At 68.8% G+C, this 24,339-nt stretch carries 19 protein-coding genes; 7 read left to right on the top strand and 12 right to left on the bottom strand.

The window, feature by feature from the left end; translation table 11 throughout:
* Window positions 1-9: 9 nt before the first annotated feature.
* Window positions 10-2,259 carry a bifunctional diguanylate cyclase/phosphodiesterase gene (locus tag QZM35_RS03905; protein WP_089432459.1) on the bottom strand — a complete coding sequence of 750 codons (2,250 nt, stop codon included), beginning with the start codon at window positions 2,257-2,259 and terminating at the stop codon, window positions 10-12.
* Window positions 2,260-2,595: 336 nt separating this feature from the next.
* Window positions 2,596-3,612 carry a LysR substrate-binding domain-containing protein gene (locus QZM35_RS03900; protein ID WP_301775425.1) on the bottom strand — a complete coding sequence of 339 codons (1,017 nt, stop codon included), beginning with the start codon at window positions 3,610-3,612 and terminating at the stop codon, window positions 2,596-2,598.
* A gap of 134 nt (window positions 3,613-3,746) precedes the next feature.
* Between QZM35_RS03900 and QZM35_RS03895 the strand changes: the two genes are divergently transcribed.
* Window positions 3,747-5,624: a sulfatase-like hydrolase/transferase gene (locus QZM35_RS03895; RefSeq protein ID WP_301775424.1), complete on the top strand. Its 1,878-nt coding sequence runs from the start codon at window positions 3,747-3,749 to the stop codon at window positions 5,622-5,624.
* Between the two features lie 233 nt (window positions 5,625-5,857).
* Entirely contained in the window at window positions 5,858-6,793 is a 936-nt protein-coding gene (locus tag QZM35_RS03890; RefSeq protein ID WP_089427846.1) for an AraC family transcriptional regulator, read from the top strand.
* Here the strand turns inward: QZM35_RS03890 and QZM35_RS03885 are convergent.
* The 5 genes from QZM35_RS03885 to QZM35_RS03865 form a co-directional block, all read right to left on the bottom strand.
* A complete protein-coding gene (locus QZM35_RS03885; protein ID WP_301775423.1) occupies window positions 6,756-8,252 on the bottom strand; it encodes a hypothetical protein in 1,497 nt (498 codons plus the stop codon). The two genes, QZM35_RS03890 and QZM35_RS03885, sit on opposite strands and share 38 nt — an antisense overlap.
* 1 nt (window position 8,253) lies before the next feature.
* Window positions 8,254-9,576, bottom strand: coding sequence for a DUF6765 family protein (locus tag QZM35_RS03880; RefSeq protein ID WP_301775422.1), 1,323 nt, complete (start codon window positions 9,574-9,576; stop codon window positions 8,254-8,256).
* 92 nt (window positions 9,577-9,668) lie between these two features.
* Window positions 9,669-11,303 carry an LVIVD repeat-containing protein gene (locus QZM35_RS03875; RefSeq protein ID WP_301775421.1) on the bottom strand — a complete coding sequence of 545 codons (1,635 nt, stop codon included), beginning with the start codon at window positions 11,301-11,303 and terminating at the stop codon, window positions 9,669-9,671.
* Between the two features lie 58 nt (window positions 11,304-11,361).
* Entirely contained in the window at window positions 11,362-11,727 is a 366-nt protein-coding gene (locus tag QZM35_RS03870; RefSeq protein ID WP_301775420.1) for a hypothetical protein, read from the bottom strand.
* A gap of 404 nt (window positions 11,728-12,131) precedes the next feature.
* Entirely contained in the window at window positions 12,132-13,025 is an 894-nt protein-coding gene (locus QZM35_RS03865) for a LysR substrate-binding domain-containing protein (RefSeq protein ID WP_089427849.1), read from the bottom strand.
* Window positions 13,026-13,213: 188 nt separating this feature from the next.
* Between QZM35_RS03865 and QZM35_RS03860 the strand changes: the two genes are divergently transcribed.
* Complete coding sequence (locus tag QZM35_RS03860) at window positions 13,214-13,852, top strand: hydrolase (protein WP_089427850.1); 639 nt, start codon at window positions 13,214-13,216, stop codon at window positions 13,850-13,852.
* 205 nt (window positions 13,853-14,057) lie between these two features.
* On the top strand, window positions 14,058-14,780 hold the full coding sequence (locus tag QZM35_RS03855; protein WP_301775419.1) for a haloacid dehalogenase type II: 723 nt from the start codon (window positions 14,058-14,060) through the stop codon (window positions 14,778-14,780).
* Window positions 14,781-14,844: 64 nt separating this feature from the next.
* Here QZM35_RS03855 and QZM35_RS03850 read toward each other — a convergent pair whose 3' ends face one another.
* Together QZM35_RS03850 and QZM35_RS03845 are read right to left on the bottom strand one after the other, a co-directional pair.
* Complete coding sequence (locus tag QZM35_RS03850) at window positions 14,845-15,342, bottom strand: SRPBCC family protein (RefSeq protein WP_089427851.1); 498 nt, start codon at window positions 15,340-15,342, stop codon at window positions 14,845-14,847.
* A gap of 278 nt (window positions 15,343-15,620) precedes the next feature.
* Complete coding sequence (locus tag QZM35_RS03845) at window positions 15,621-16,580, bottom strand: LysR family transcriptional regulator (RefSeq protein WP_301775418.1); 960 nt, start codon at window positions 16,578-16,580, stop codon at window positions 15,621-15,623.
* Window positions 16,581-16,736: 156 nt separating this feature from the next.
* On the opposite strand from QZM35_RS03845, the gene QZM35_RS03840 reads away from it, so the two are divergent.
* The 3 genes from QZM35_RS03840 (at window position 16,737) to mmsB (ending at window position 20,602) form a co-directional block, all read left to right on the top strand.
* On the top strand, window positions 16,737-18,056 hold the full coding sequence (locus QZM35_RS03840; protein ID WP_089474560.1) for an MFS transporter: 1,320 nt from the start codon (window positions 16,737-16,739) through the stop codon (window positions 18,054-18,056).
* A 112-nt stretch (window positions 18,057-18,168) separates the two neighbouring features.
* Window positions 18,169-19,695 carry a CoA-acylating methylmalonate-semialdehyde dehydrogenase gene (locus tag QZM35_RS03835; protein WP_301775417.1) on the top strand — a complete coding sequence of 509 codons (1,527 nt, stop codon included), beginning with the start codon at window positions 18,169-18,171 and terminating at the stop codon, window positions 19,693-19,695.
* A 16-nt stretch (window positions 19,696-19,711) separates the two neighbouring features.
* A complete protein-coding gene (gene mmsB, locus QZM35_RS03830) occupies window positions 19,712-20,602 on the top strand; it encodes a 3-hydroxyisobutyrate dehydrogenase (protein WP_089432448.1) in 891 nt (296 codons plus the stop codon).
* A gap of 122 nt (window positions 20,603-20,724) precedes the next feature.
* On the opposite strand, the gene QZM35_RS03825 is transcribed toward mmsB, so the two are convergent.
* The 3 genes from QZM35_RS03825 to QZM35_RS03815 all read right to left on the bottom strand — a co-directional run bounded on the left by QZM35_RS03825 (window position 20,725) and on the right by QZM35_RS03815 (window position 24,201).
* Window positions 20,725-21,057, bottom strand: coding sequence for a hypothetical protein (locus QZM35_RS03825; RefSeq protein WP_089427857.1), 333 nt, complete (start codon window positions 21,055-21,057; stop codon window positions 20,725-20,727).
* Window positions 21,058-21,287: 230 nt separating this feature from the next.
* Window positions 21,288-23,708 carry a c-type cytochrome gene (locus tag QZM35_RS03820; protein ID WP_301775416.1) on the bottom strand — a complete coding sequence of 807 codons (2,421 nt, stop codon included), beginning with the start codon at window positions 23,706-23,708 and terminating at the stop codon, window positions 21,288-21,290.
* Window positions 23,698-24,201: a (2Fe-2S)-binding protein gene (locus QZM35_RS03815; RefSeq protein WP_175239450.1), complete on the bottom strand. Its 504-nt coding sequence runs from the start codon at window positions 24,199-24,201 to the stop codon at window positions 23,698-23,700. The genes QZM35_RS03820 and QZM35_RS03815 overlap by 11 nt, the downstream gene beginning before the upstream one ends.
* Window positions 24,202-24,339: the final 138 nt, after the last annotated feature.

The following is a 24,339-nucleotide window of genomic DNA, read 5'->3' as shown; positions in this document are numbered from 1 at the left end:
GCGTCGCGCTCACACGGCGCCGAGCCGGCGCGCGTAGTCGCTCGGGTCCAGCGGCCGGCTGAACAGATAGCCCTGCTGCATGTCGCAGCCGATCTGCTGCAGGAACCACGATTGCGCCTGCGTCTCGACCCCTTCGGCCGTGACCTTCATCCCGAGCGAATGCGCCATCGCGACCACGGCCTGCGTGATCGCCACCGAGTCGTGATGATCGGGCACGCCCGACACGAACGAGCGGTCGACCTTCAGGTTGTGCAGCGGAAAGCGCTTCAGGTACGCGAGCGATGAATAGCCGGTGCCGAAATCGTCGACCGAGATTCGCACGTTCATGTCCGTGAGCGCCTCGAGCATCGGCAGCACGGTTTCCGTGTCGTTCATCAGCAGTCCTTCGGTAATCTCGAGTTCGAGCGCGGACGGATCGAGCCGGGTCTGCGCGAGGCAGCGACCGACCGATTCGACGAGCCCTTCGTGAAACTGCCGCGGCGACAGGTTGACGGCCAGCATCAGGTCGGGCGCGATCGTGCGGCGCCATTCGGCCGCCTGCCGGCACGCGGTTTCGAGCACCCACTGGCCGATCGCGACGATCAGCCCCGTATCTTCCGCGACCGGAATGAACTCCGCCGGCGACATCGGCCCGAGCTCGGGGCTCGTCCAGCGCAACAGCGCCTCGGCGCCGACCGTACGGCCGCTGCGCGCGTCGACGACGGGCTGATACGCGAGCCGCAGCATGTCCGACGACAGCGCACGCCGCAGCGACTGCTCGATCGCGAAGCGGCGCTGCAGCCGCAGGTTGAGCTGCGCGGTGAAGAACGTGAAGTGGTTGCGGCCGCGCTGCTTCGCGTCATACATCGCCGAATCGGCATTGCGCATCAGCGTGACGGCATCGTCGCCGTCGCGCGGCGCGACGCTGATCCCGATCGACACGCCGAGCCAGTATTCGTTGTTCGCGATCGCGAACGGCTTCGCGATCGCGTCGATCACCTCGCGCGCGAGCACCGCGAGCCGGTCGGGATCGTCGCAGTCGTCGACGAGGATCACGAACTCGTCGCCGCCGACCCGCGTCAGCGCGTACTGGCCGCCGCCGCACGCCGCGAGCCGCGCGGCCACGCTGCGCAGCAGCGCGTCGCCGGCGTCGTGGCCGGCCGTGTCGTTGACCTTCTTGAAACCGACGAGATCGATGAACAGGATCGCGACGCGTGCGGGCCCGCCCGCCGCATCGTGTCCGCCGAACAGCTCGCGCATGCGGTCGCCGAGCCAGCGGCGGTTGTAGAGGCCCGTCAGCGCATCGCGCGTCGCCAGGTAGCGCAACTGCTGCTGCGCTTCGCGCACGGGGCCGATGTCGTTGAACGACACGAGCACCGAATCGGCCTGCGTCTCGCCCGGCCTCACGATCGGCACCGCGTTGCCGCGCACCCAGATGATGTCGCCGTCCGCCAGGCCGAAGCCGACCGTGTAGCCGAGCATCGGCGTGGCCGTTTCGAGCGCGCGCCGGCTCGGCCAGTCGTCGGGCGCGATCGGCGTGCCGTCCTCGTGCAGCTTGCGCAGGATCACCGTCGACAGCCGGCGGCCGACGAGGTCGCCCCTCACGCGCATCATCCGGTTCGCACTCGGGTTGCTCGCGATGACGATGCCGTCGCGCGACACCACGAGGATCCCTTCGTTCAGGCTGTTGACCACGAGCCGGTGATGTTCCTCGCTGCGCGCGAGCTGTCGCGCGATCCGGTCCTGGTGCACCGCGAGGCCGACGCTGTTGCCGATGTCGCGCAACAGTTCGGTTTCCTCGTCGCCCGGCCGGCGCGGCGTGCGGTAATAGACGGCGAACGCGCCGAGCACGACGCCCGCTTCGTCGAGGAACGGCACCGACCAGCACGCGCGCAAGCCCAGCGGCAATGCGACGGCCCGGTAGTCGGCCCACAGGGGATCGGTTTCGATGTCTTCGACGACGACCATCCGGCGCAGGTACATCGCCGTGCCGCACGAGCCGGCCGCAGGCCCGATCGACGCGCCTTCGATCGCCGCGCTGTACCGCACGGGCAGCGATGGCGCGGCACCGACGTGCACGTGCACGCCGTCGGTGTCGAGCAGCAGGATCGTGCACGACGCGCCGTCGCCGAGCAACGCCTCGGCGCGCCGGCAGACCTCGACGAGCAGCTCCGGCAGCGGTGTGTTGCGCGTGATCAGCCTCAGCACGCTTTGCTCGGATGCGAGCACTTCCGCCGCGAGCCCGAGACTGTAACGAGAACTTTGCGGTTCGGTATTCAAATTGAATCCTGCCGTCTGTCCGATCGGGTCTGATGCGCCCGATTCGTTTTCGATCCTTCGTGCCGTATTTCGCTCCGGGTTTACGCCGATGCCCGGTGCGCCCCGTATTGCGCGCGGTGCCAACACGCGCCGAAATACATTTAACACCAATCCGTGACAAGCGGCGCATCCACGTGCATCAGGGGTTACGCGTGGTCGGCACGGCGGTTGCCGCCGGCAGTCAGCTCGCCGAAAGACTTGCGCACGGCGCGACAACCCGGGGCAACGCCGCGCGTGGTGCGCGGCGAGCATGCAAACCGTTCGTCAGATTGTGGCGGCGCCCGGCTCCGTTCGCCTTCATGCCACCGCGCCGGGTTCCATGCGAGTCACGGCCTTCAATACATCGATCGCGGCCGCGACCGACACGCCCGCGGGTGCCGAATACAGCGCGCCGACCGTGTCCGGCATCGTCGACAGCTTCAGCGGCAACCGGCCGACCCGCTCCCCTGCGCGCACGGCCAGCTCGAACGCGCGGGCCGACTGCACGAACAGGCAAGGCGACTGCCCGGCCACCATGCGGTTGGTCTGCCATGACACCGATTCCATCAGCACGGGCGGTGGCGGCAAGCCCGCATTCGCGAACTCGGCGTCCAGCGCCGTGCGCGCGGGCGACCCGAGCGGCGGCGCGATCCACGGGAACGCGGCCGCGTCGCGCCAGCCGATCCGCGCGCGCCTGAGCAGCGGATGGCGCGGCCCGCACACGACGATCATGTCGTCGCGATACAGCGGCGCGACGTCGAGCCCCGCGCTCAGCGCCGATGCGTCGAGCCGGCACACGAGCAGGTCGAGCTCGTGGCGCTGCGCCTGCGCGAGCATCCGGTCGAGCGTGTCCTCGCGCACGTTGAGCTGCACCGCGCGGCCGGCTTCCCGCAGCCACGCCAGCGCGCCCGGAATCAGTTGCGGCGCCATGTTCGGCAGCAGGCCGATCGACACCGGGCGGCCGGTGCCGGTACGCAACGCGTCGAACGCGGGCGCGACGCCGCGCATGTCGGTCAGCACGCGGCCGATGCATTCGAGCAGCGCATCGCCGTAGACGGTCGGCGCGACGCGCCGCGACGTGCGTTCGAACAGCGGCAGGCCGAGCGCGTCCTCGAGCTCGCGCAGCCATTTCGACAACGCGGGCTGCGTGATCGACGCGGCCTCGGCCGTGCGCGCGAAGCTGCGTGTGCGCCCGAGCGAGTCGAGCGTTTCCATGTCGCGCACGCGCAGCCGGCGCAGCGCCTGCGCGATGCGCTGCTCGTGGGCCGGCGCGCCGGGCGGCGCGAGCGGTTCCGGCCGCGTGCGGCGGGCCGGGCCGCGTGGATCGTAGGTCACGGGCGCCTCCGTCATTCATATTCGTCAGGTTATCAATCGACCCTGATCTTTCATCGATCGATACATGATCCTGCCGCATAGTCGTCCGCATGAAAACCCCCGGCACGAGCCGGCATGACCAGGAGACAGCCGACGTGAAAGACGATCAGGACACCCCCGCCGCCGAACCCACCCCGCGGCGCCAGTTCCTCAAGCGGGCCGGCGCGGCCGTCGCGGCGGCCGGCTTCGGCGCCGACGCGCTGGCCGCGAGCGCGCCGCCGGCCGCCCAGGTCGCCCCGGTCGCCCCGGTCGCCCCGGTCGCCGCCGGCGCGGGCGTCGATCCCGCGCCCGCGTTCCACGGCGCGACGACCGCGCCCGCCGCGCCGCCCGCCGGCTACAACATCCTGTTCATCCTGACCGACCAGGAGCGCCACTTCGATCGCTGGCCGTTCCCGGTGCCGGGCCGCGAAGCGCTGCGGCGAGACGGCATCACGTTCATGCACCACCAGATCGCCGCCTGCGTGTGCTCGCCGTCGCGCTCGACGGTCTACACCGGGCAGCACATCCAGCACACCGGCGTGCTCGACAACACGGGCGTGCCCTGGCAGAAGGACATGTCGCCGGACGTGCGCACCGTTGGTCACATGCTGCGCGATGCCGGCTACTACGCCGCGTATCTCGGCAAGTGGCACCTGAGCGCGTCGATGCACGAAACCGCGAGCCCGTATACGGCACCCGTGGCCGACTACAACCGCACGATCCGGTCGTACGGCTTCGACGACTATTTCGGCATGGGCGATCTGATCGGGATGGTGCGCGGCGGCTACCAGTACGACGGGATCACGGCCGAGGCGGCGGTGAGCTGGATGCGCAACCACGCGCCGCGTCTCGCGAAGGAAGGCAAGCCGTGGTTCCTCGCGGTGAACCTGGTGAACCCGCACGACGCGATGTTCGTGAACACCGACACGAACGGCTCGACAGTGCAGGACGCGAACCACCCGATGCTCGGCAACGCGCCGCCGCCGAACGACGCGCTGTATCGCACGTCATGGCACGACGTGCCGCTCGCGGCTTCGCGGCGGCAGCCCTACGACGAGCCGGGGCGGCCGCCGGCGCACGGAATGTTCAACGCCGCGCATGCGAACCTGGTCGGACGCTATCCGTTCACCGACGAACGCCTGCGCATCTATCAGGACAACTACTTCAACTGCGTACGCGACTGCGACACGCATGTCGTGCGCCTGCTGCAATCGCTGCAGTCGCTCGGCCTCGACGAACGCACGATCGTCGTGATGACGGCCGACCACGGCGATCACATCGGCGCGCACCAGCTCGTCGGCAAGGGCGCGACCGCGTACCAGCCGCAGAACCACGTGCCGCTCGTGATCCGCCATCCCGCGTATCCGGGCGGCATGCAGTGCGATGCGCTGACGTCGCACATCGACATCGCGCCGACGCTGCTCGGGCTCACCGGTCTCGACGATGCGCGGCTCGCGTCGATTCGCGGCAGCGCGCTGAAGGGGCACGACCTCACGCGCTGGCTCGCGAAGCCGGCCGACGCGAAGCTGCACGCGGCGCGCGATGCCACGCTGTTCAACTACGCGATGCTGCTCTACTACGACAGCGAATGGATGCTGAAGGAACTGGGCGCGATGCGCCAGAAAGGCGTGCCCGAGGACGAGCTGCTGCGCCGCGCGCTCGCGCAGCAGCCCGATTTCCGGTTGCGCGGCACGATCCGCAGCGTGTTCGACGGCCGCTACCGGTTCACGCGCTATTTCTCGCCGCTCGAATTCAACCGGCCGACGACGATGGAGGGCTTGTTCGCGCGCAACGACGTCGAGCTGTTCGATATCGCGAGCGATCCGGGCGAGATGCGCAATCTCGCGATGGACCGGAAAAAGCACGGCGAGCTGCTGCTCGCGATGAACGCCCGCCTGAACGACCTGATCGAGAGCGAGGTAGGCGACGACAGTCCCGACGTCATGCCGATCCGCGACGGCAAGGTGCAGGTGCAGATCCGCAAGTGGCATTGAAGGCGGCCGGCTTTCTTCCGAACCGGGCAATCATCGGACGATTCCGCGTCCCGTGATCCCCTGCCGTACGGTCGCGCCATGCGCGCCGTACGCGGGGCGTCTCTTTTCGTCATCGCTCAAGACAGGTAAGCATCGAGTAAGCATGACGCCCTACAGTGTGCTGATTCTCCAGGACGGATCATCGCGGCGAGCGCACGCTTCGCCCGGGTCCAGGCAACATGAAGGGAAACGGCATGCAGAACCGGCCAGCGTTGAGCTATGTATGTGCGAAACATCCCGACGGACGCCGGTCGAACTGGCAACCGCCCGCGAGCTGGAAACGGCAGCTTGCGACGCCGTCGCGCGGCGTCGTCGCGATCGATCACTACATCGCGAATGCGTCGGAGGTGATCGATCTCGAGACGACCGAGCCCGTCTTCACGCTGCACTTGCGCGCACCGACGGGACTGGAGATGCGCACCGACGGCAACGGCTGGGCCGCACACGTGATGCGCACGCCGTTGACCTACGTGCCGCCCGGCTTCGCATGCTCCAGCCGCTGGTCGAACGACATCGAGTGGCTCGCCGTTCACTTCGACGTGGCCTGGCTGTCGCGCTCCGGCCTGCTGGCCAGCACGCCGACCGTGCCGGCCGTGCCCCGCTTCGACGTAAGCGACGATCTGCTCGTGCAGATCATCCGGAGCATCCATGAAGATGCGGTCGCGGGGATGCCGTCGGGGCCGACCTACGTCGAAACCCTCGGCGCGGCCGCGCTCGGCCGCATGTCGTATCTCGAGTCGACGCGCAAGGCGCGTGAGTACACGCATGCGCAGGGCATGCGACGGGCCGTCGAGTACATCCGCGACAACTTCCGCGATCCGCTGACGCTCGTGACGCTGGCCGAAGCGGTCGACTACCCCGGCGACCTGTATTCGTTCATCCGGAACTTCAAGAAGGCCAACGGGATGACGCCGCATCAGTACATCGTCGAAACCCGGCTGCAAGCCGCCCGCGACCTGATCGAACGCGGACGATGCGATGTGACCGAGGCCGCGCTCGCGTGCGGCTTTTCGACCACCAGCCACTTCTCCGCAACCTTCCGCAAACGCTGGGGATGCTCGCCGTCCGGGCTCAAGCCGCGCGCGGCGAACGTCACGCGAGCGGCAGCGACAGGATCCACAGGCCGCTGATCGTCAGCGCGATCGTCAGCACCAGCAACGGCAACTGGTTGAGCACCACGGTGCCGGCCAGCACGCGATGACGGACGGCGATCGCGTGCGTGACGACCACGCTCAGCACATGGCCGGCGAGAATCAGCAGGACCTGCGCGTGCCAGATGGTGCCGACGTTGATCAGGAGCGCGGTCGGCGCGACCTGCGCCGGTTCGATCGACAGCAGGTTCCAGCCGATGCCGAGCGGATCGGACAGCAGTGAAACGACCTGCCGCCCCTGATCGATGAACAGCGTGAAGTAGTGGCACACGTTGTAGAACAGCGCGATCGGCAACAGCAACAGGCAGAACTGCCGCGCAAACGTGCTGCCATCCAGCCCCGAACGCGCCCCCGCCGCGCCGAGCGTGCAGAAGCCCCGGAACAGCCCATGGTAGGCCAGCCCGACCGCGGCAAAGGTCGCCCACTGCCCGGCGAGCACGAGGTCTCCCGCTATCGCGTAGTTGTTCTTGAGCGCCGGCAACGCCGCGACGATCAGCGGATAGATGCCGCGCCAGAAGAAGGTGTTCCAGACGGCCGTATCGCGCAGGCCGTCGTAGGCCGTCGACGACAACATGAACGATAGGAAGATCACGACGCTGGTGTCGAACGGCGGCTCCGCTGCCATCGCGGCGACCGGATTCCTCAGCCTGATGCCGATTTCGCGCGCCGACCCGCGACGCCATTCGATTGGCGACAGTCGCGCGCACAATCCGCACAGGATGCCGAATGCATCGAAATGTCTGAGCCACACGTCGCGGCCGAAGCAGAATGAACCGGCCAGTGCGTAGATTGCATAGCCGGCAAGAAACAGGCTGGCGTCTCGCGGCCGTGCCGCGCCGAACAGCTCCAGCGCGATCAGCGCGACATACACGAACAGCGCGGGGTACGACGCGAGGCCACGCGGATAGCGATACCGGCCCCGGTCGATTGCCGGGACGCAGCGCGCCGCGATCCGCAACATCAATGCGAATGGATTCGTGAACGCATAGAGGTCGCCGAACACCGCACTGACATAGATCGACCCCAGGTAGAACCAGAGCCAGAATCCCGACATGCCGAGATTGACGAACGGGTTCTGGGTGCCGAAGAGGCCCGACACGATCAGCAGGACGACGAAGCCCAGGCTGACGGCCTGCCCCGCAGCGAGCGCCATGGCCGGTATCCGCCATGCCCGCCGCGATCGGGTCATCGGCGCGCGCGTGCCCGAGCCCGATGCGAACGCCAGAATCATGAAGGACACCACGAGCGTGCCGGTGGCCGCATACGCATAGAGCCACAACGGCACCGGCAGGTAGTAGGGAATATTCCACGCATGCGCATCGGCACCGGTCGGCGCGCAGGCTAGCAGCGCCGCAGCCCCCGCGACCCGCCACGCGTTACGGCGTGGTACGTGGCGGCTGGCCGGGTGAGTCGCATGAGATTCGAAGTCGTCGTGCATGTCAGTAATCGGATGACGCAATCAGTCCCGTGACCTTCCAGCCGGCCCCGCTTCCCTGCTCCGACACCACGCCGATCGTGTCGTACGGCGCATCGAGCAGCTTGATCAACGCGACGGCGCGCTTGTTGCCGTCCGCCGAATCGGGCAGCGGAAACACCAGGAACGGCAGGATCGGCGACGGCTTGTCGCCCTCCACGATGAGCGGCAACACCGCATCGTTCAACGATTTGAAGACCGCGAACGACGCGCGGTTGCGCAAGATCGCGCTGGCGCTTGCCGTCGGCTGCGTCGGGGCTCCGATGGCGAGATAGGCACCGTGATCCCGCAAGCGCCAGCCGGTCAATTGCTCGACCAGTGCGCCGTCGGGCTTGCCGGCGCGGCCGGCAGCCAGTGCGGGCAGCCAGCGCCTGTCCACCGGCGACGTCGTGACCCAGTCGCAGAAGAAGCGCGCGTAGAAATCGGCGAGCCCCTCGTCGACGCCGGGTTGCGCGCCCGGCGAGGGCGGCTTCGGCACGTCGCGCCGGCCGTGCCAGCGGACCGCCTGCCAGGCGGGCCCGTCAGGCAGGCTCGTGCCGTCGAGAAACGATGTGTCCTTCACGCCATTCGCGACGAACCAGCCCGCTTTCGCGTGCTTGGTCCGCGCGTCGATGAAACCGGCAAGCATCGGCCGGACCTGCTCCCACGGCAGCGCATTTCTCGACGCGCCGTTGATCTTCGGATAACGAATCATCTGCAGATACGTCGACTTCGCCATCGCCTCCGTATCGACGGGCCAACGCCAGGTCATCTCGGCGGCGTGGCCGGCCGGACCACCGCGCTCGACTGGCGCGGCCGTCGCCAGACCGGCGTCGCATTCGATCCCATAGCGGCGCCAGTCGGGTGCGGACGGCGTACCCTGGTGCGCCCACGCATCCTGCAGCGCATGCAGCGCCCGGCCGAACTCACCCAACATGATTCCCGCGTTGCGCCCTTCCGCACGCCGTAGCGCGGTTTCGACCAACGACCGCGACGCGGGGCCGTCCGGCACCACGCGACGGGCTGTGGCAGCGGCCGGCACCCGCGTCTCGCCCGGATAGTGGGCCGCCTGGGCATCCTGAGCATCGGGCGCGAAGCGCGACAGGCACGCGAACTGCAGCGGCGACGTCATGTATTCGATCGAGCCGGCATCCAGCCGCTGGTCGGCGAGCGCAATCGCATCGGCCTCGCCGGGCGCGAACCCCGCCTGCCGCGCGAGCCAGAACGTGAGGCCGAAGTGCACGTCCGCTTCGAACCCCGAGCACGTCAGCGGCATCGCGAGCGCCGCCAGCAGGGCCAGCCCGGCCACGCCCGGATTGCTCCGGGCGCGGCCTCGCACGCCTGCCCTGCCGGTAGCGCCCCCCTCGCGCGACTGTCCGCGCGCAACCCGTGTGCTACGCATCAATTGCCGATCTCCGTTGCTTTGGTGCTTTCGGGGAACGGCCACGCGCCGTTCTCGAACGACAGCACGAGCAGGCCGTTGTCCTGGCACGCCGTGGTCAGCAGGTGGCGGTCGAAGTCGAAATCGAGACGCGACGCACACCAGTCCGGGCCGCCTGGGCGGTACTGGCCGAACATCAGGTGCGCGGAACCGGCGCCGGGCGACTTTGCCGAAGGCGGGTTGTAGTACGCAATTTCCTTGGGCTTCGCCGGATCGCGAATGTCGAACACACGCACGCCGGAGTTGAAGTAGCTGCACGCGAGCGCCGTGGCGTTCTGCCGGTTGTCGACGCTGCAGTAGTGCGACCCGTACGTGAACGTGGAAAGACCGAGAATGTCGGGCATCACCTTGCTGCAGTTCTGCACCGCATGCGTTTCGAGCCGCAGCTCGGACACGAGCTTGGGCGCCGCCTCGTTCGACATGTCGTAGATATGGCCCAGCGGGAATGGCGTCATCCCCGCATTGCACGCGGCCTTCACGCCTGCCGCACCCGGATCCTGGATTCCGCCCGAGCCGCCTTCATCCACTTCGACGAGATAGGGCTTGCCGCCCACCATGAACGGAATCGTATGCTGGCCCGCACTGCCGTCGCGCACCGGCACCGTCGCGATCCGGTGCATCTGCGCATTCGGGCGCCGGCTCTGCACTTCGCTGGTGTCGATGACGAAGAACCCGTTGTCGCCGTTCGAGTTCGCGTTGTCCAGCGGCGGTGCACCCGCCCCGGCCGCCGCGCCCGTGTTGCCGAGGCCGATGAAGTATGCGCGGTTGCCGTCCTGGCTCACCGACAACCCGTGCGGAACCGCCCCGAAGCCCAGGTCGGCCATCGTGATCGCAGAAATCAGCTTGGGCCGCGTCGGGATCGTCACGTCGACCGCGTAGTAGGACTTCGAATAGGCGCCGCCGATGTAATACGTGAAGCCATCCGGGGAAAAACCGCCTTCATGGCCCATTGGCCTGGCACTCGGGAGAATGCCGCCGTCGGCGCCCGTGCCGATCGGTACGCTTGCGAGCAGTTGCGGGCGCGTGCAGTCGGTCGCCACGTCGTACAGGTCGACTTCGGGGCCGGCGCCGCCGCCGAGCCCGTTGTCGGCGGCGAGAATCCCGCGCGCGACGTTCACGCGCAGCGATTCCCACGGATCGATCATCGCCGTGGACGTCAGCGAACTCATCCGCACCGGCTTGGCCGGATCGGTGATGTCGATCACCGGCACCCCAGGGTTCACGCGCGGCGGTGCATCGGGGTTGTTGAAGGCCGGTGTGGCGCCCATCGTCGCATGGTAGAAGCAGGTCTTGCCCTGCCGGTCGGTGTAGGTCGCCGCCGACCACGACGCGCCTTCGCCCTGCACCTGGCTGACGCGCTTCAGGTTGCAGTTGAAGCCGCCGAACCCGGACTGGCGCAGCGCGGCGGGCACCTGCCCTTGCAGCGCCGTCTCGGGCGTATCGCCGGGGCTGCAGCCGGGCACGCGCGGCACGACGTAGTCGGCCACCGATACGGCGGGCGTCGCGCTCGTCGTGACGTTGTCGTCTCCGCCGCAGCCGGCGAGCATGAGTGTGCCGAGCGATAACGCGATCGCCAGGCGATTCAGTGCGTGCATCTTTGCCTCCTCCTGTTTCGAACTTCGTTTCGAATTTCGTTCCGTTCCGTCTTTATCGTTAGTTATCCGGATAGATCTCGATGACGGCCACTTCGATCTGTTCGCCGGTCCGGCTGTGAAAGTGCAGCGAAAAGCGCCCGGTGATCCCGACCGGGAGAATGTCCATCGACTGATCGGTTCCGGATGTGCAGGCCGCAAGCGCACCCGGGATTTCATGCGCCATCAGCACGCCCGCCTCGCGCGAACGCACGCGGATATGCGCCGGCACGCCTTCGCGAATCGCGATCACCGATCGCGCCCACGGCGCCCTGTCCCGATCGACGTCGACGGAAAAAAACTGTTGATCCGGGGGGCGTGTCGACGCGTGCGACAGATGTCGTGCCACACCGTAGGCGAACACCAGCGCCGACACGGTCGCGATCAACGCGACGAGTCGATGCCGCGGTCGCGGATTCCTCTCCTCCATGGCGACGCTCCGTTTCGTCGGCAGGCGTGCCGCGCCGTATCGTCGCGGCGCTCAGCCGTTCGACGAATGGTAGAGAGCGGTCCGGTGCAGCGATATCTGCTTATTGCGGGTTGTCGGAAAATTGCGTCGGGAGTAACCCGAGCCGGGGCGGCCGGGCAAGGTTGCGCGCCGGATTCGGGAATCGCCACACGGGAATCTCGCGAGCCGAGGACGCACGACGGGCGATTCGCGCGCGTCGATGCCGGGCGGTTCGATCGCACGCCCCAACCGGGGCGACGGCCTCGATGCGATAAAAGCGCGACGGGATGCACCGGCCGCCTCGGCGCGCCCGGCGGCAACACGCCGAACGCGGCAGCCGCACGTCAATCCCTGCGGATGTGTTCGGCCAGGAAGTCGATCAACAGACGCACGCGCGGCAGCAACCCGCGCCGCGACGGAAACACCGCGTGGATCACGCCGCCCTTCGGCGCCCATCCGGGCAGCACGTCGACCAGCGTGCCGTTGCGCAGGTCGTCCTCGACGACCATGCACGGCAGTTGCACGATGCCGACGCCGTGAATCGCCGCATCGCGCAGCGCATGCAGATCGTCGGTAATGAAGCGCGGGTGATGGCGCAATGGCACCTGCTCGCCGTTCGGCCCGACCAGTTGCCACACGTGATGCCGCGCCGGCCCCCAGTCGAGGCTCGGCACGCCAGCGAGTTCGGCGGGATCCAACGGCGCGGCGCGCCCGCCCAGCCAGTGCGGCGCAGCCACCAGCCGCTGCGGGCTGTCGCCGAGGATGCGCATCACGAGATCGCTGTCCTCCAGCGGCGGAAAGCGCACGCGCAACGCAAGGTCGATGCCTTCGCTCAACAGGTCGACGCGCCGATTCGTCGCCTCGAGATGGACCTGCACCTGCGGATGAATCGCCATGAAGCGTGCGATCAGTTCGCTCACCCGGTATTCGAGCAGCGCGGTCGGGCAGCTCACGCGGACGATGCCTCGCGGCTCCGCGTGCCGGCGCTCGATCACCTCGCGCGCCGCCTCGGCTTCGACCAGCACGGCGAGGCACCGCTCGTAGAATTCGCGCCCGGTTTCCGTCACCGTGAACCGGCGCGTCGTGCGCTGCAGCAGCCGCACGTCGTATTGCGCCTCCAGCGCCGCGATGCGCCGGCTCAGCGTCGATTTCGGCACGTCCAGCGCGCGCCCCGCCTGCGTGAACCCGCCGTGTTCGACCACCTTCACGAAGTAGTAGAGGTCGTTCAGGTCATCCATGATTGTTCCACTCATAGAACACTGACGGCATTTTAAGGGACTGGAACGCCGTTTGTTGCACGAATAGCATCTTGATTCGACGTGTATCGCGGTCGTCGCAGTGGCCCGGACGGTTTCCGTCCGGTCCCTCTGCCGCCCCGGCCCGTCGGCACTCCCCTTCACTTCCTGCACTGTCTCTGGAGGCAACCATGGCAAGCGAACCGATTCGCGACCCCGCGAACGACCACCTGCTCACCCCGCAGAATGCGGCGTTCATCGTCATCGATTACCAGCCGGTCCAGGTGAACTCCATCGCGTCGATGGATCGCCAGCTGCTGATCAACAACATCGTCGGCGCGTCGAAGGCGGCCGTCGCGTACGGCCTGCCGATCGTCCACTCGACCGTCAACGTGAAGACCGGCCTGAACAAGCCGCCGATCCCGCAACTGCGCGCGGCGCTGGAAGGCCATCCGACCTACGACCGCACGAGCATCAATTCGTGGGAAGACGTCGAGTTCCGCCAGGCCGTCGAGGCGACCGGCCGCAAGAAGCTGATCATGACCGCGCTGTGGACCGAAGCGTGCCTGACGTTCCCGGCGCTCGACGCGCTGAAGGCCGGCTACGAGGTGTATGTGGTCGTCGACGCGGTGGGCGGCACGTCGGTTGCCGCGCACGACGCGGCGCTGCGCCGCATCGAGCAGGCCGGCGGCCGGATGATCAGCGTCGCGCAGCTGTTCTGCGAGTTGCAGCGCGACTGGGCGCGCAGCGCCACCGTGCCGGCCTTCATCGACCTGTTCATCGAAACCGGCGGCACGGCAGGCATCCAGTTCTCGTACGACAAGAGCTGACCGGGCTGCGCGGCCGCGGACGTTTCAGGCCGGCGGCGCGCATCCGCGCGCTGCCGGCCTCATCCGTTCCGCGTCGCCTGGCTGCCCGCACGGCCCGGCCAAACCGCCTTTCCGTATCCGTGATTCAATGACGATCGAACCGGCGTCGCGCAGTCGGGCGGCACGGCGATTCGCCACCTCATCGATCGACCCTCACTGGATCACCATGACGAACCCTGCCGAAATCAAGGCGCTCGTTTTCGATGTCTTCGGAACGATCGTCGACTGGAGAAGCGGCGTCGCACGCGGCGCCGCCGCGTTCCTCGACCGCTATGCCCCCGCGCTCGACCCGCTCGAATTCGCCGATGCATGGCGGGCCGAATATTCGCCGTCGATGGAAGAAATCCGCAGCGGACGCCGCCGCTACGTGCGGCTCGACGTCCTGCACCGCGAGAACCTGGTCCGCACGCTCGACCGCTACGGGATCGACGACGTGCCCGACGCCGACATCGACGCGCTCAACCTCGCGTGGCACAGCCTCGACCCGTGGCCCGACGCCGTCGCGGCGCTGCAACGGCTGAAGCGACGCTTCATCATCGCGCCGCTGTCGAACGGCAACATCCGGTTGATGGTCGACGTCGCGAAACGCGCGGGGCTGCCGTGGGATGCGATTCTCGGTGCGGAGGTCGTTCGCGCGTACAAGCCGTCGCCGCAGGTCTACAGCGACACCGTCGAGATTCTCGGCGTCGAGCCGCCCGAGCTGTGCCTGGTCGCCGCGCACAACGGCGATCTCGCGGCCGCGCGCCGGCAGGGGCTGTCGACCGCGTTCGTGCTGCGGCCGACCGAACACGGCCCGGGCCAGACGACCGACCTGAAAGCCGATGATGCGTGGGACTTCGACGTCAGGGATCTGATCGAACTCGCGGACCGGCTCGAGTGCCCGGGTTGAAAACCGGGTGCCGGTGCGCGATCGCGGGGTGGCTGGCAACTCGTCGAGCGCCGGCTCCCAGGGCCTAGCGCGCCGGCGCCATCTCGGCCGCCTGCCCCTGCGCCGCCATCGCGAGGCGCCGCCAGTTGCGGGCCGCATACCGGTGCGCCTGCTGCAACGCGAACCACAACCCGATCTGCCGAACCGGCTTGAAAAGGCCGCGTGCGCTGAACACGGTGCGCCGCTCGACGCGGGTCCTGCCGCCCTCGATCGGCGTCAGCGTGAATTCGTCCTCGAGCAGGCCGACCCAGTCGCGGCACCACACCGTCGACGCCACCATCCGGTAACGCAGCCGGCGAGGCTCGTCGAGCACGAGAATCCGCTGGTCGATGGTGCCGCGATCGGTCGTGCACTGCCGCGTGTTGCCGACGGCCGGCACGCCCTCGAGCACGCGGCAACTGACCGGCTTCGGCACGCCGAGGCGGAACAGCAACGGCCGCGTGTCGTCCATCCGGGCATGGAGAAAATGCGGCCAGACATGCTCGGGCCGGCAATCGAACGTCCACTGCGAATGAATTTCCACGACCGTCTCCTGGCGGCTGTCGGTGCGGCCATGATGGCACAACCGCGCCGCCCGATCCGCGCGTGCCGCCGTTCTGGCGCCGCACCATGCGCGACGCAAGCCATTACGCAGCCACGCCGCACCCGGCCACACACACCACGAAAACCTTGCCGGCATGCGTCAAAGCCATCTGAACTTCCCCGATAACCGGCGGATCTTGGTCAGCCGTTTCTTGATACGGATCGATTGCATCGTCGCTGGTGCCACGGCCACCGCGACCGCCACGCCCGCCCGCGCCGCTATTCCGGCTCGCCGACGAACCTCAGCTTCCCCGACTCCCCCGACAGCAGCGCGCGATTCGCGTCCGCCGCCGCGCGCAGGTAATCCCACAGCGCGGTCACGCGCCGCAGCTTGCGCAGATCCTCGCGGCAGGTCAGCCAGAAGCACCGCGTGACGACCACGTCGTCCGGCAGCACCGGCACCAGCGCCGGCTGCGTGGCCGCCATGAAACACGGCAGGATCGCGAGCCCGCCGCCCTGCAGCGCCGCGAAATACTGCGCGATCACGCTCGTCGTGCGCAGCCCGGCCGTCGCGCCCGGCACCGCGCGGTCCAGGTACAGCAGCTCGTTGCTGAACGCGAGATCGTCGACGTAGCTGATGAACGCGTGCCGCGCGAGATCGTCCGTGCAGGTGATCGGATCATGGTTCGCGAGATAGTCGCGCGTCGCATAGAGCCGCAGCTGGTAGTCGCACAGCTTGGTGACCACGTAAGGCCCGCGCTCGGGCCGCTCGAGCGTGATCGCGAGGTCGGCCTCGCGCTTGGGCAGGTTGACGAAATGCGGCACCGGCAGCAGGTCGACCGTCACGTGCGGATGCTCGGCGCGAAACTGCGCGAGCTGCGGCGCGAGAAAAAAGCAGCCGAACCCTTCCGTCGACCCGATCCGCACATGGCCCGACAGCGCCTCGCCCGTGTTCGCGACCTGGTCGCACGCGGACTGCACGGTCGTCTCCATCGCGTCCGCATACGCGACGAGCCGCTGCCCTTCGGCCGTCAGCGTGAAGCCGCCGGAGCGCGACTTGTCGAACAGCAGCGTGCCCATCGCGGCCTCGAGCGCGCGGATGCGCCGCGCGACGGTCGTGTAGTCGACGCCCAGCCGCTTCGCGGCGCCGCTCGCGCGCTGCGTGCGCGCGACTTCGAGGAAAAAGCGCAGGTCGTCCCAGTTCAGGTTGCCGGAAACCGGCTCGGTGGCGTGTCGCATTAGCGGGGGAAAAGGGGCTGGAGTCTCCGGGCCGGCCGTCGATATGCATAAATGCACATCCAACCGGTTTCTTTATCGGTACATGATGAATCTGCGCATAACTATACTCGACCGTGACCTGCGGACCACGAGCCGCGGCACCACCACGGAGACACCATGCAGACCCGATCCACCCTCGATGAGCATGCGACAGTCGCGGCGCCGGCGCCCGCGCGCACCGCGAAGCACTACCTGCTGGCCGGCTGGGCCAGCATGGCCGGCACCACGATCGAGTGGTACGACTTCTTCCTCTACGGCACGGCCGCCGCCCTCGTCTTCAACCGCATCTTCTTCCCGTCGCTGGACCCGGTCGTCGGCACGCTCGCCGCGTTCGGCACGTTCGCGGTCGGCTTCATCGGCCGGCCGATGGGCGGCATCGTGTTCGGCCACTTCGGCGACCGCATCGGCCGCAAGTCGATGCTGATGATCACGCTGCTGCTGATGGGCGTGCCGAGCATGATCATCGGGCTGATCCCGTCGTACGACCGCATCGGCTACTGGGCCGCCGCGCTGCTGATCGCGATGCGCTTCCTGCAGGGGATGGCCGTCGGCGGCGAATGGGGCGGCGCGGTGCTGATGGCCGTCGAGCACGCGCCGAAGGGCCGCAAGGGGCTGTTCGGCAGCCTGCCGCAGACGGGCGTCGGGCTCGGCCTGATCCTGTCGTCGGTCGCGATGGCCGCGGTGGCCGCGCTGCCGGAAGCCGACATGCTGTCGTGGGGCTGGCGCGTGCCGTTCCTCGCGAGCATCGCGCTCGTCGGCCTCGGCTGGTTCATCCGCGCGAAGGTGCCCGAATCGCCCGACTTCGAGAAGATGCAGCGCCAGGGCAAGGCCGAGAAGTCGCCGGTGACGGCCGCGCTGCGCCGCCATCCGCGCGAGGTGCTGACGATCGTCGGCGCGCGCGCCGCCGAGAACACCTGGTTCTACATGGTCGTCACGTTCGCGCTCGCTTACGCGACGCAGCAGCTGCACCTGCCGAAGGCCGAGATGCTGCACGCGATCACGGCCGGCGCGGCGCTGTCGCTCGTCACGATGCCGCTGTGCGGCCACCTGAGCGACCGCATCGGCCAGCGCCGGATGTTCGCGATCGGCCTCGTGCTGATGTGCGCATTCGCCGCGCCGTTCTTCATGATGCTCGGCACGCAGCAGGTGTCGTACGCGTGGTGGGCGATCGTGCTCGGCCTCGGCGTCGTGTTCCCGATCCTCTATGCGCCGGAATCGCTGCTGTTCGCGCAGCAGTTCCCCGCGGAAATCCGCTACAGCGGCATCTCGCTGTCGGTGCAGCTCGCCGGCGTGATCGGCGGCGGCTTCGCGCCGATGATCGCGACGTCGCTGCTCAAGGCCGGCGGCGGCCAGCCGCATTACGTGATCGCGTACCTCGTCGGCTTCGGCGTGTTCGCGCTCATGTGTACCGCGTTGATGCGACCGGCACGCGCGTGAGCACGCCGGCCGGCATTCGATCGATTTCAGTTCAGCCTGCTGCCCGCCGCGCCTCCACGCGCGGCGCAAGCAGACACCCTTTTCATCGTCACACCGCTTTACGGAGACATCCATGAACGCCGCAGTTCCCCAGACCACCCTCGCCCTGCCCACCGCCAAGCTGCTGATCGACGGCGCATTCGTCGAATCGCAAAGCGCCGAATGGGGCGACATCGTCAACCCGGCGACGCAGGACGTGATCGGCCGCGTGCCGTTTGCGACGCTCGACGAGGTCGATGCCGCGATCGCGTCCGCGCAGCGCGCGTTCCAGACCTGGAAGACGACGCCGATCGGCGCGCGGCTGCGCATCATGCTGAAGTTCCAGGATCTCGTGCGCCGCAATCTCGAACGGATCGCGCACACGCTGACGGCCGAGCAAGGCAAGACGCTGCCCGACGCGCAGGGCGACATCTTCCGCGGCCTCGAAGTGGTCGAGCACGCGTGCTCGATCGGCACGCTGCAGCAGGGCGAATTCGCGGAGAACGTCGCGGGCGGCGTCGACACCTACACGCTGCGCCAGCCGATCGGCGTGTGCGCGGGCATCACGCCGTTCAACTTCCCCGGCATGATCCCGCTGTGGATGTTCCCGATGGCGATCGTGTGCGGCAACACGTTCGTGCTGAAGCCGTCGGAGCAGGACCCGCTGTCGACGATGCAGCTCGTCGAACTCGCGATCGAGGCCGGCGTGCCGCAAGGTGTGCTGAACGTCGTGCACGGCGGCAAGACGGTGGTCGACCGCCTCTGCACGCATCCGGACATCAAGGCGATCTCGTTCGTCGGCTCGACGCGGGTCGGCACGCACGTGTACAACCTCGGCAGCCAGCACGGCAAGCGCGTGCAGTCGATGATGGGCGCGAAGAACCACGCGGTCGTGCTGCCCGATGCGCACCGCGAGCAGTCGATCAACGCGCTCGTCGGCGCGGGCTTCGGCGCGGCCGGCCAGCGCTGCATGGCGACGTCGGTCGTCGTGCTGGTCGGCAAGGCACGCGACTGGCTGCCGGAGCTCGTCGAAAAGGCGAAGGCGCTGAAGGTCAATGCGGGCGCGGAAGCCGGCACGGACGTCGGCCCGGTCGTGTCGAAGGCCGCGAAGGAACGCATCCTGTCGCTGATCGACGAAGGCGTGAAGGCCGGCGCGAAACTTGAACTCGACGGCCGCAACGTGAAGGTGCCCGGCTACGAGCAGGGCAACTTCGTCGGCCCGACGATCTTCTCGGGCGTAACGACCGACATGTCGATCTACACGGAAGAAATCTTCGGGCCGGTGGTGGTCGTGCTCGAAGCCGACACGCTCGATGAAGCGATCGCGCTCGTCAACCGCAACCCGATGGGCAACGGCGTGGGCCTGTTCACGCAGAGCGGCGCGGCCGCACGCAAGTTCCAGAGCGAGATCGACATCGGCCAGGTCGGCATCAACATCCCGATCCCGGTGCCGGTGCCCTACTTCAGCTTCACGGGCTCGCGCGGCTCGAAGCTCGGCGATCTCGGCCCGTACGGCAAGCAGGTCGTGCAGTTCTATACGCAGACGAAGACGGTCACCGCGCGCTGGTTCGACGACGACGCGACGGCCGGCGGCGTGAACACGACGATCGCGCTGCGCTGACCCCGGGAGCCTGCACATGGAAATTGCATTCATCGGACTCGGCAACATGGGCGGCCCGATGGCCGCCAACCTGCTGAAAGCCGGCCACGCGCTGACGGTGTTCGACCTCGACGCGCACGCGGTCGACGTCGCGGTGCGCGCCGGCGCGACGGCCGCCGGCTCGCCGCGCGAAGCGGCCGCGCGCGGCGCCATCGTGATCACGATGCTGCCGGCCGCGCAGCACGTGCGTGCGGTCTACCTCGGCGACGACGGCGTGCTGGCCGGCGCACGCGCCGACGCTGCGCTGATCGACTGCAGCACGATCGATCCGGGCACCGTGCGCGCGGTGGCCGAGGCCGCCGCGCAGCGCGGCTTCCCGCTCGCCGACGCGCCCGTGTCGGGCGGCACGGGCGGCGCGCTGGCCGGCACGCTGACCTTCATGGTCGGCGCGGACGCCGCGCTGTTCGAGCGCATCCGCCCCGTGCTGCTCGACATGGGCAGGAACGTCGTGCAGTGCGGCGGCACGGGCACCGGGCAGATCGCGAAGATCTGCAACAACCTGCTGCTCGGGATCTCGATGATGGGCGTGTCGGAAGCGATGGCGCTCGGCGCGGCGCTCGGGATCGATCCGGCCGTGCTGGCCGGCATCATCAATACGTCGACCGGCCGCTGCTGGAGCTCGGACGCGTACAACCCGTATCCGGGCGTGAGCGACACCGCGCCGGCCGCGCGCGGCTACGCGGGCGGGTTCGCGGCGAACCTGATGCTGAAGGATCTCGGGCTCGCGACCGAAGCGGCGCGCAGCGCCCACCAGCCGGTGTGGATGGGCGCGCTCGCGCAGCAGCTCTATCAGTCGATGAGCCAGCAGGGGCTCGGCACGCTCGACTTCTCCGCGTGCGTGAAGCTGTACGAGGCGCAGCCGGCGTAACCGCCGCCGCCCGCACCGGACGTGCGTCGACCCGCGATGTGCCTGAACGGCATCGCGGGTCGTTTTGCATGCGGGGGAAGGAAAACGTGCGGCACGGACGCGGCGTCAACGCCGCCGGTCGCTCAACCGCGCGGGTTCGACGCCGTCTCGAAGGTCGGATGGCACTCGAACGCGAGTTCGGAGCGCGCGCCGACACGGCTGCCGCTGGTCAGCGATTCCTGCTTCATGCTCGCGCGCATGCCGCGCTGCGTGCAATAGTTGGTGGCTTCGTCGACGGCCTTCGTATGGGCATCGGCCCACGTCGTCGACACGCCGACCGTGCGCGTCGTCACGGTATAGACGTTCGGGTTCGACGTCGCGGTCACGTCGGAAGCGGTCGAACACGCGGCGAGCAAGCATACGGCAGCCGCGACGGTCAACCATCGCAAGGTTCGAAAGGATACTGGAATGGACATGGGGGGCAGGCGCGCGCCGTTCGACGCGCATTGAGCAACATAGGCGACAGTATGCCTGCTCGATCGCCGGAGATCATGCCCCTTTCAGTGAACACATTGTTTCGAATGGTTAAACGATGATGAAAATGGGGCAATATTTCCGCACCCGTTCCGGGCCAGATCGCGTCAGCGGGTAGTTTTGCCCGGTTGCCCGCCTGCCGCAGCCCCGTTGCCCGTTGCCTGGCGGCCGATCAGTGTGCAACTTCCTGCCGGATTCGTGCCGACGCCTCCGCCAGGTTCCGCCACGCCGGCTGCCCCGGCGCGTAGCGCGCGCGGATATACGCGGCCAGCTCGGCCATCTGCCGGTCGTCGAATGCATCGCCGAAGCCCGGCATGTAGCCGAGTTCGCCGGTGGCCGGCTGGTCGATCCCGTGATGCAGCACGCGCAGCAGGTTGTCCGGCGCGGCCTGGCTGACGCTCGTGTTGAGCCCCATCAGCGGGCGTACGCCGAAATGCCCGACGCCGCCCGATTCCGCATGACACACCGCACACGCGGCGTCGAACGCCCGGCGACCGTTCTCGAGGCCGAGCGTCGCGACGGCTTCCGCGCCGCGCGCCTGCCGGGCGGCCGCGTCGGCGGCGGCCGCTGCGTCGACGGGCGGCGACAGCGACGCGAGATAGTGCGCGATCGCCTGGACGTCGGCCTCCGGCAGCGCCGCGAGCCCCGCGACGACGGGCGCCATCGGCCCGGCCGCGACGCCATGCTGCGCGGAGAAGCCCGTACGCAGGTAGTCGAACAGCGCACCTTCGGTCCACGGCACCGGCGAAGCCGGCGACGCGACGAGCGACGGCGCGACCCAACCCTCGGCCTCGCCGCCCGACAGGTACGCAACACCGCCCTTCTCCGCACCCAGCGCGTTGCGCGGCGTATGACACGCGCCGCAGTGCCCGGCGCCATCGACCAGATACTTGCCGCGATTCCACGTCGCGGAGCGTGCCGGGTCCGGCGCGAACGGCCGCGCATCGTGAAACAGCCAGTTCCAGCCGGCGACGAGGCGCCGCTGGTCGAGCGGAAACGGCAGCTTCGTCGTCGGCGGCACGTGCTTCACCGGCGGCTGCGACATCAGGAACGCATAGAGCGCGAGCAGGTCGGGCTCGCTCAGCTTCGCGAACGCCGTGTACGGGAACGCCGGGTACAGGTGCGTACCGTCGCGCGAAATGCCTTCGCGCATCGCGCGCGCGAACGCCGGATACGACCACGTGCCGATGCCGGTGTCCGGATCGGGCGTGAGGTTCGTCGTGTAGATCGTGCCGAACGGCGTATCGAGTGCAAGGCCGCCCGCGTTGGTCGCGCCGCCGGGCGCCGTGTGGCACACCGCGCAATCGCCGGCGAGCGCGACCAGGCGGCCGCGCTCGAGCGTCGCCGCGCTCCACATCGCGCCGTCCGCGCCGCCGGGCGCAACGGGTGCGATCGACGTGGGGCCCGGCAGGATCGCGCAGGCCAGGCCGATCAGCCCGCCGACCACCCCGCCCACGCCGCCGCCGGCCAGCCAGCGGCGCCAGCGCGATGCGCGACGCGGGTCGCGGCGCCCCGCTTCCGCGGAATCGGCCGGCACCGGTCGCGCAAGCGCCGCGCGAATGCGCTCGGCGTCGAACGGCGGTGCGCGAAACCGCACGCCCGTCGCGTCGTACAGTGCGTTCGCGATCGCCGCCGCCGCGGGCGCCGCCGCCTGCTCGATCCGGCGCGCGTCGTACACGGACAGCTCGCCGTGCGCGCGATCGGCCGTGTCCGTGTCGCCGAACGCAATCAGTTCATGAGCGATCGCATCCGGCTGCGCACCCATGCCGGTTTCGTCGTGCGCGGGCCGCGCGGACAGGCGCGCGCCCATCACGCGCGAAATCGCCGCCTCGATCTGCCATGCGGGCAAGCCGGCCATCGACGCGTCGCCCGGTGCGCCGGCACCCTGCCCGGCCACGACGCGCCGCACCGCGACGTCGCCCGTCGCGCGGTCGACCTCGAGATCCACGACCCATGCGGACCAGCGCACATCGCCGTCGCCCGTCGCGTCGACGGCCGCCGGTGGGTTGCCGGAAGGCGCTGCGGCGCCATCGAAAGCGAAGCCGCGCCCGCTCAGGCGCGCATGGGCATCCGGGGCGACCGCGGCCGGTGCGCCCCATGCCGCACGCTCGCTGACCATCCGGATGATCTCGCGCGGCCCGGCGTCCCGCGCCGCATCGAGATGCTGCAGGCGCAACGCGACCGGGTCGCGCCGCAACGCGCCCGCGAGTTCGTCGATGAAGGATTCGCGCGCGAACACGTGGGCGTGCCCGGGAATCGCGTGACCGGCATCGGCGAGTTCGATCGACGTCTGCGCGTGCCGGTAGACGAACGGCTCGGTCGGGCCGGTATCCGCGCGTTCGGTCTGCGCACCATGCGGCGCGTGACGATCGTCCGGGGCCGCCTGCGCGCGATAGCGCCAGGTCGTCATCCGCCCGTCGGCCGCGGTCCGCGTTTCGACGTCGAGCGATACCTGCGCGTCTGCGTGTGTATCGCCGATCGGCCAGGTGTAGCGCGCGTGGTGTGCGCGCGAGGTATCGGCGCCCACTTCATCGCGCGGCTCGGGGCCCGTCACGCGCTCCGGTGCGACGGGCAAGCCCGCGTCAGGCTTCATCGCCGCCTCGCAGGTAGCGTGCCGCGCGATGCACGGCCCGGATGATTTCCAGGTGCGTGCCGCAGCGGCAAAGATTGAAGCGCAACGCATCGCGGATCGCCGCATCGTCCGGCGCGGGATGGCGGTCGAGCAGCGCCTTCGTGCTCATGATCATCCCGTTCAGGCAATAGCCGCACTGCGCGGCCTGCTCGTCGATGAACGCGCGCTGGATCGGATGCGGCGCGTCGTGCGACCCGAGCCCTTCCAGCGTCGTGACGTCGCGCCCGTGCGCGGCGGCGGCCGGCACGACGCACGAACGCGTGGCCTGCCCGTCGACCAGCACCGTGCATGCGCCGCACTGCCCGAGCCCGCAGCCGTACTTCGGGCCGTTGAGCGCGCAGTCGTTGCGCAGGACCAGCAGCAGCGGCGCGTCGGGCGCGGCCTCGACGAAGGTGTGCGGCGTGCCGTTCACGCGAAACGCCAGCGGCCGCGACGGAGAAGCGGGATGGGACATGAAGGGATCCGGAATGCGGCGGGCAACCGGCAGCGGGCACTGCCGCCGGCGCGCGCCTGACATATAACACGCCGAAAAACACACGGCCCGGCGCATCGGCGCTCGCGACGCCGACGGCGCAGCGCCGGCCGGCGCGGG

Source organism: Burkholderia sp. AU45274 (assembly GCF_030482505.1).
Classification (GTDB): domain Bacteria; phylum Pseudomonadota; class Gammaproteobacteria; order Burkholderiales; family Burkholderiaceae; genus Burkholderia.
This window is presented reverse-complemented; position numbering and strand designations above follow the sequence as displayed.

What these genes read in the sequence shown, in the direction of transcription:
- QZM35_RS03890 (WP_089427846.1), top strand. Translation starts at nt 5,858, where the DNA reads ATGCAGAACCGGCCAGCGTTGAGCTATGTATGTGCGAAACATCCCGAC.
- QZM35_RS03885 (WP_301775423.1), bottom strand. Translation starts at nt 8,252, where the DNA reads ATGCACGACGACTTCGAATCTCATGCGACTCACCCGGCCAGCCGCCAC.
- QZM35_RS03875 (WP_301775421.1), bottom strand. Translation starts at nt 11,303, where the DNA reads ATGCACGCACTGAATCGCCTGGCGATCGCGTTATCGCTCGGCACACTC.
- QZM35_RS03865 (WP_089427849.1), bottom strand. Translation starts at nt 13,025, where the DNA reads ATGGATGACCTGAACGACCTCTACTACTTCGTGAAGGTGGTCGAACAC.
- QZM35_RS03860 (WP_089427850.1), top strand. Translation starts at nt 13,214, where the DNA reads ATGGCAAGCGAACCGATTCGCGACCCCGCGAACGACCACCTGCTCACC.
- QZM35_RS03855 (WP_301775419.1), top strand. Translation starts at nt 14,058, where the DNA reads ATGACGAACCCTGCCGAAATCAAGGCGCTCGTTTTCGATGTCTTCGGA.
- QZM35_RS03845 (WP_301775418.1), bottom strand. Translation starts at nt 16,580, where the DNA reads ATGCGACACGCCACCGAGCCGGTTTCCGGCAACCTGAACTGGGACGAC.
- QZM35_RS03840 (WP_089474560.1), top strand. Translation starts at nt 16,737, where the DNA reads ATGCAGACCCGATCCACCCTCGATGAGCATGCGACAGTCGCGGCGCCG.
- QZM35_RS03835 (WP_301775417.1), top strand. Translation starts at nt 18,169, where the DNA reads ATGAACGCCGCAGTTCCCCAGACCACCCTCGCCCTGCCCACCGCCAAG.
- mmsB (WP_089432448.1), top strand. Translation starts at nt 19,712, where the DNA reads ATGGAAATTGCATTCATCGGACTCGGCAACATGGGCGGCCCGATGGCC.
- QZM35_RS03825 (WP_089427857.1), bottom strand. Translation starts at nt 21,057, where the DNA reads ATGTCCATTCCAGTATCCTTTCGAACCTTGCGATGGTTGACCGTCGCG.
- QZM35_RS03820 (WP_301775416.1), bottom strand. Translation starts at nt 23,708, where the DNA reads ATGAAGCCTGACGCGGGCTTGCCCGTCGCACCGGAGCGCGTGACGGGC.
- QZM35_RS03815 (WP_175239450.1), bottom strand. Translation starts at nt 24,201, where the DNA reads ATGTCCCATCCCGCTTCTCCGTCGCGGCCGCTGGCGTTTCGCGTGAAC.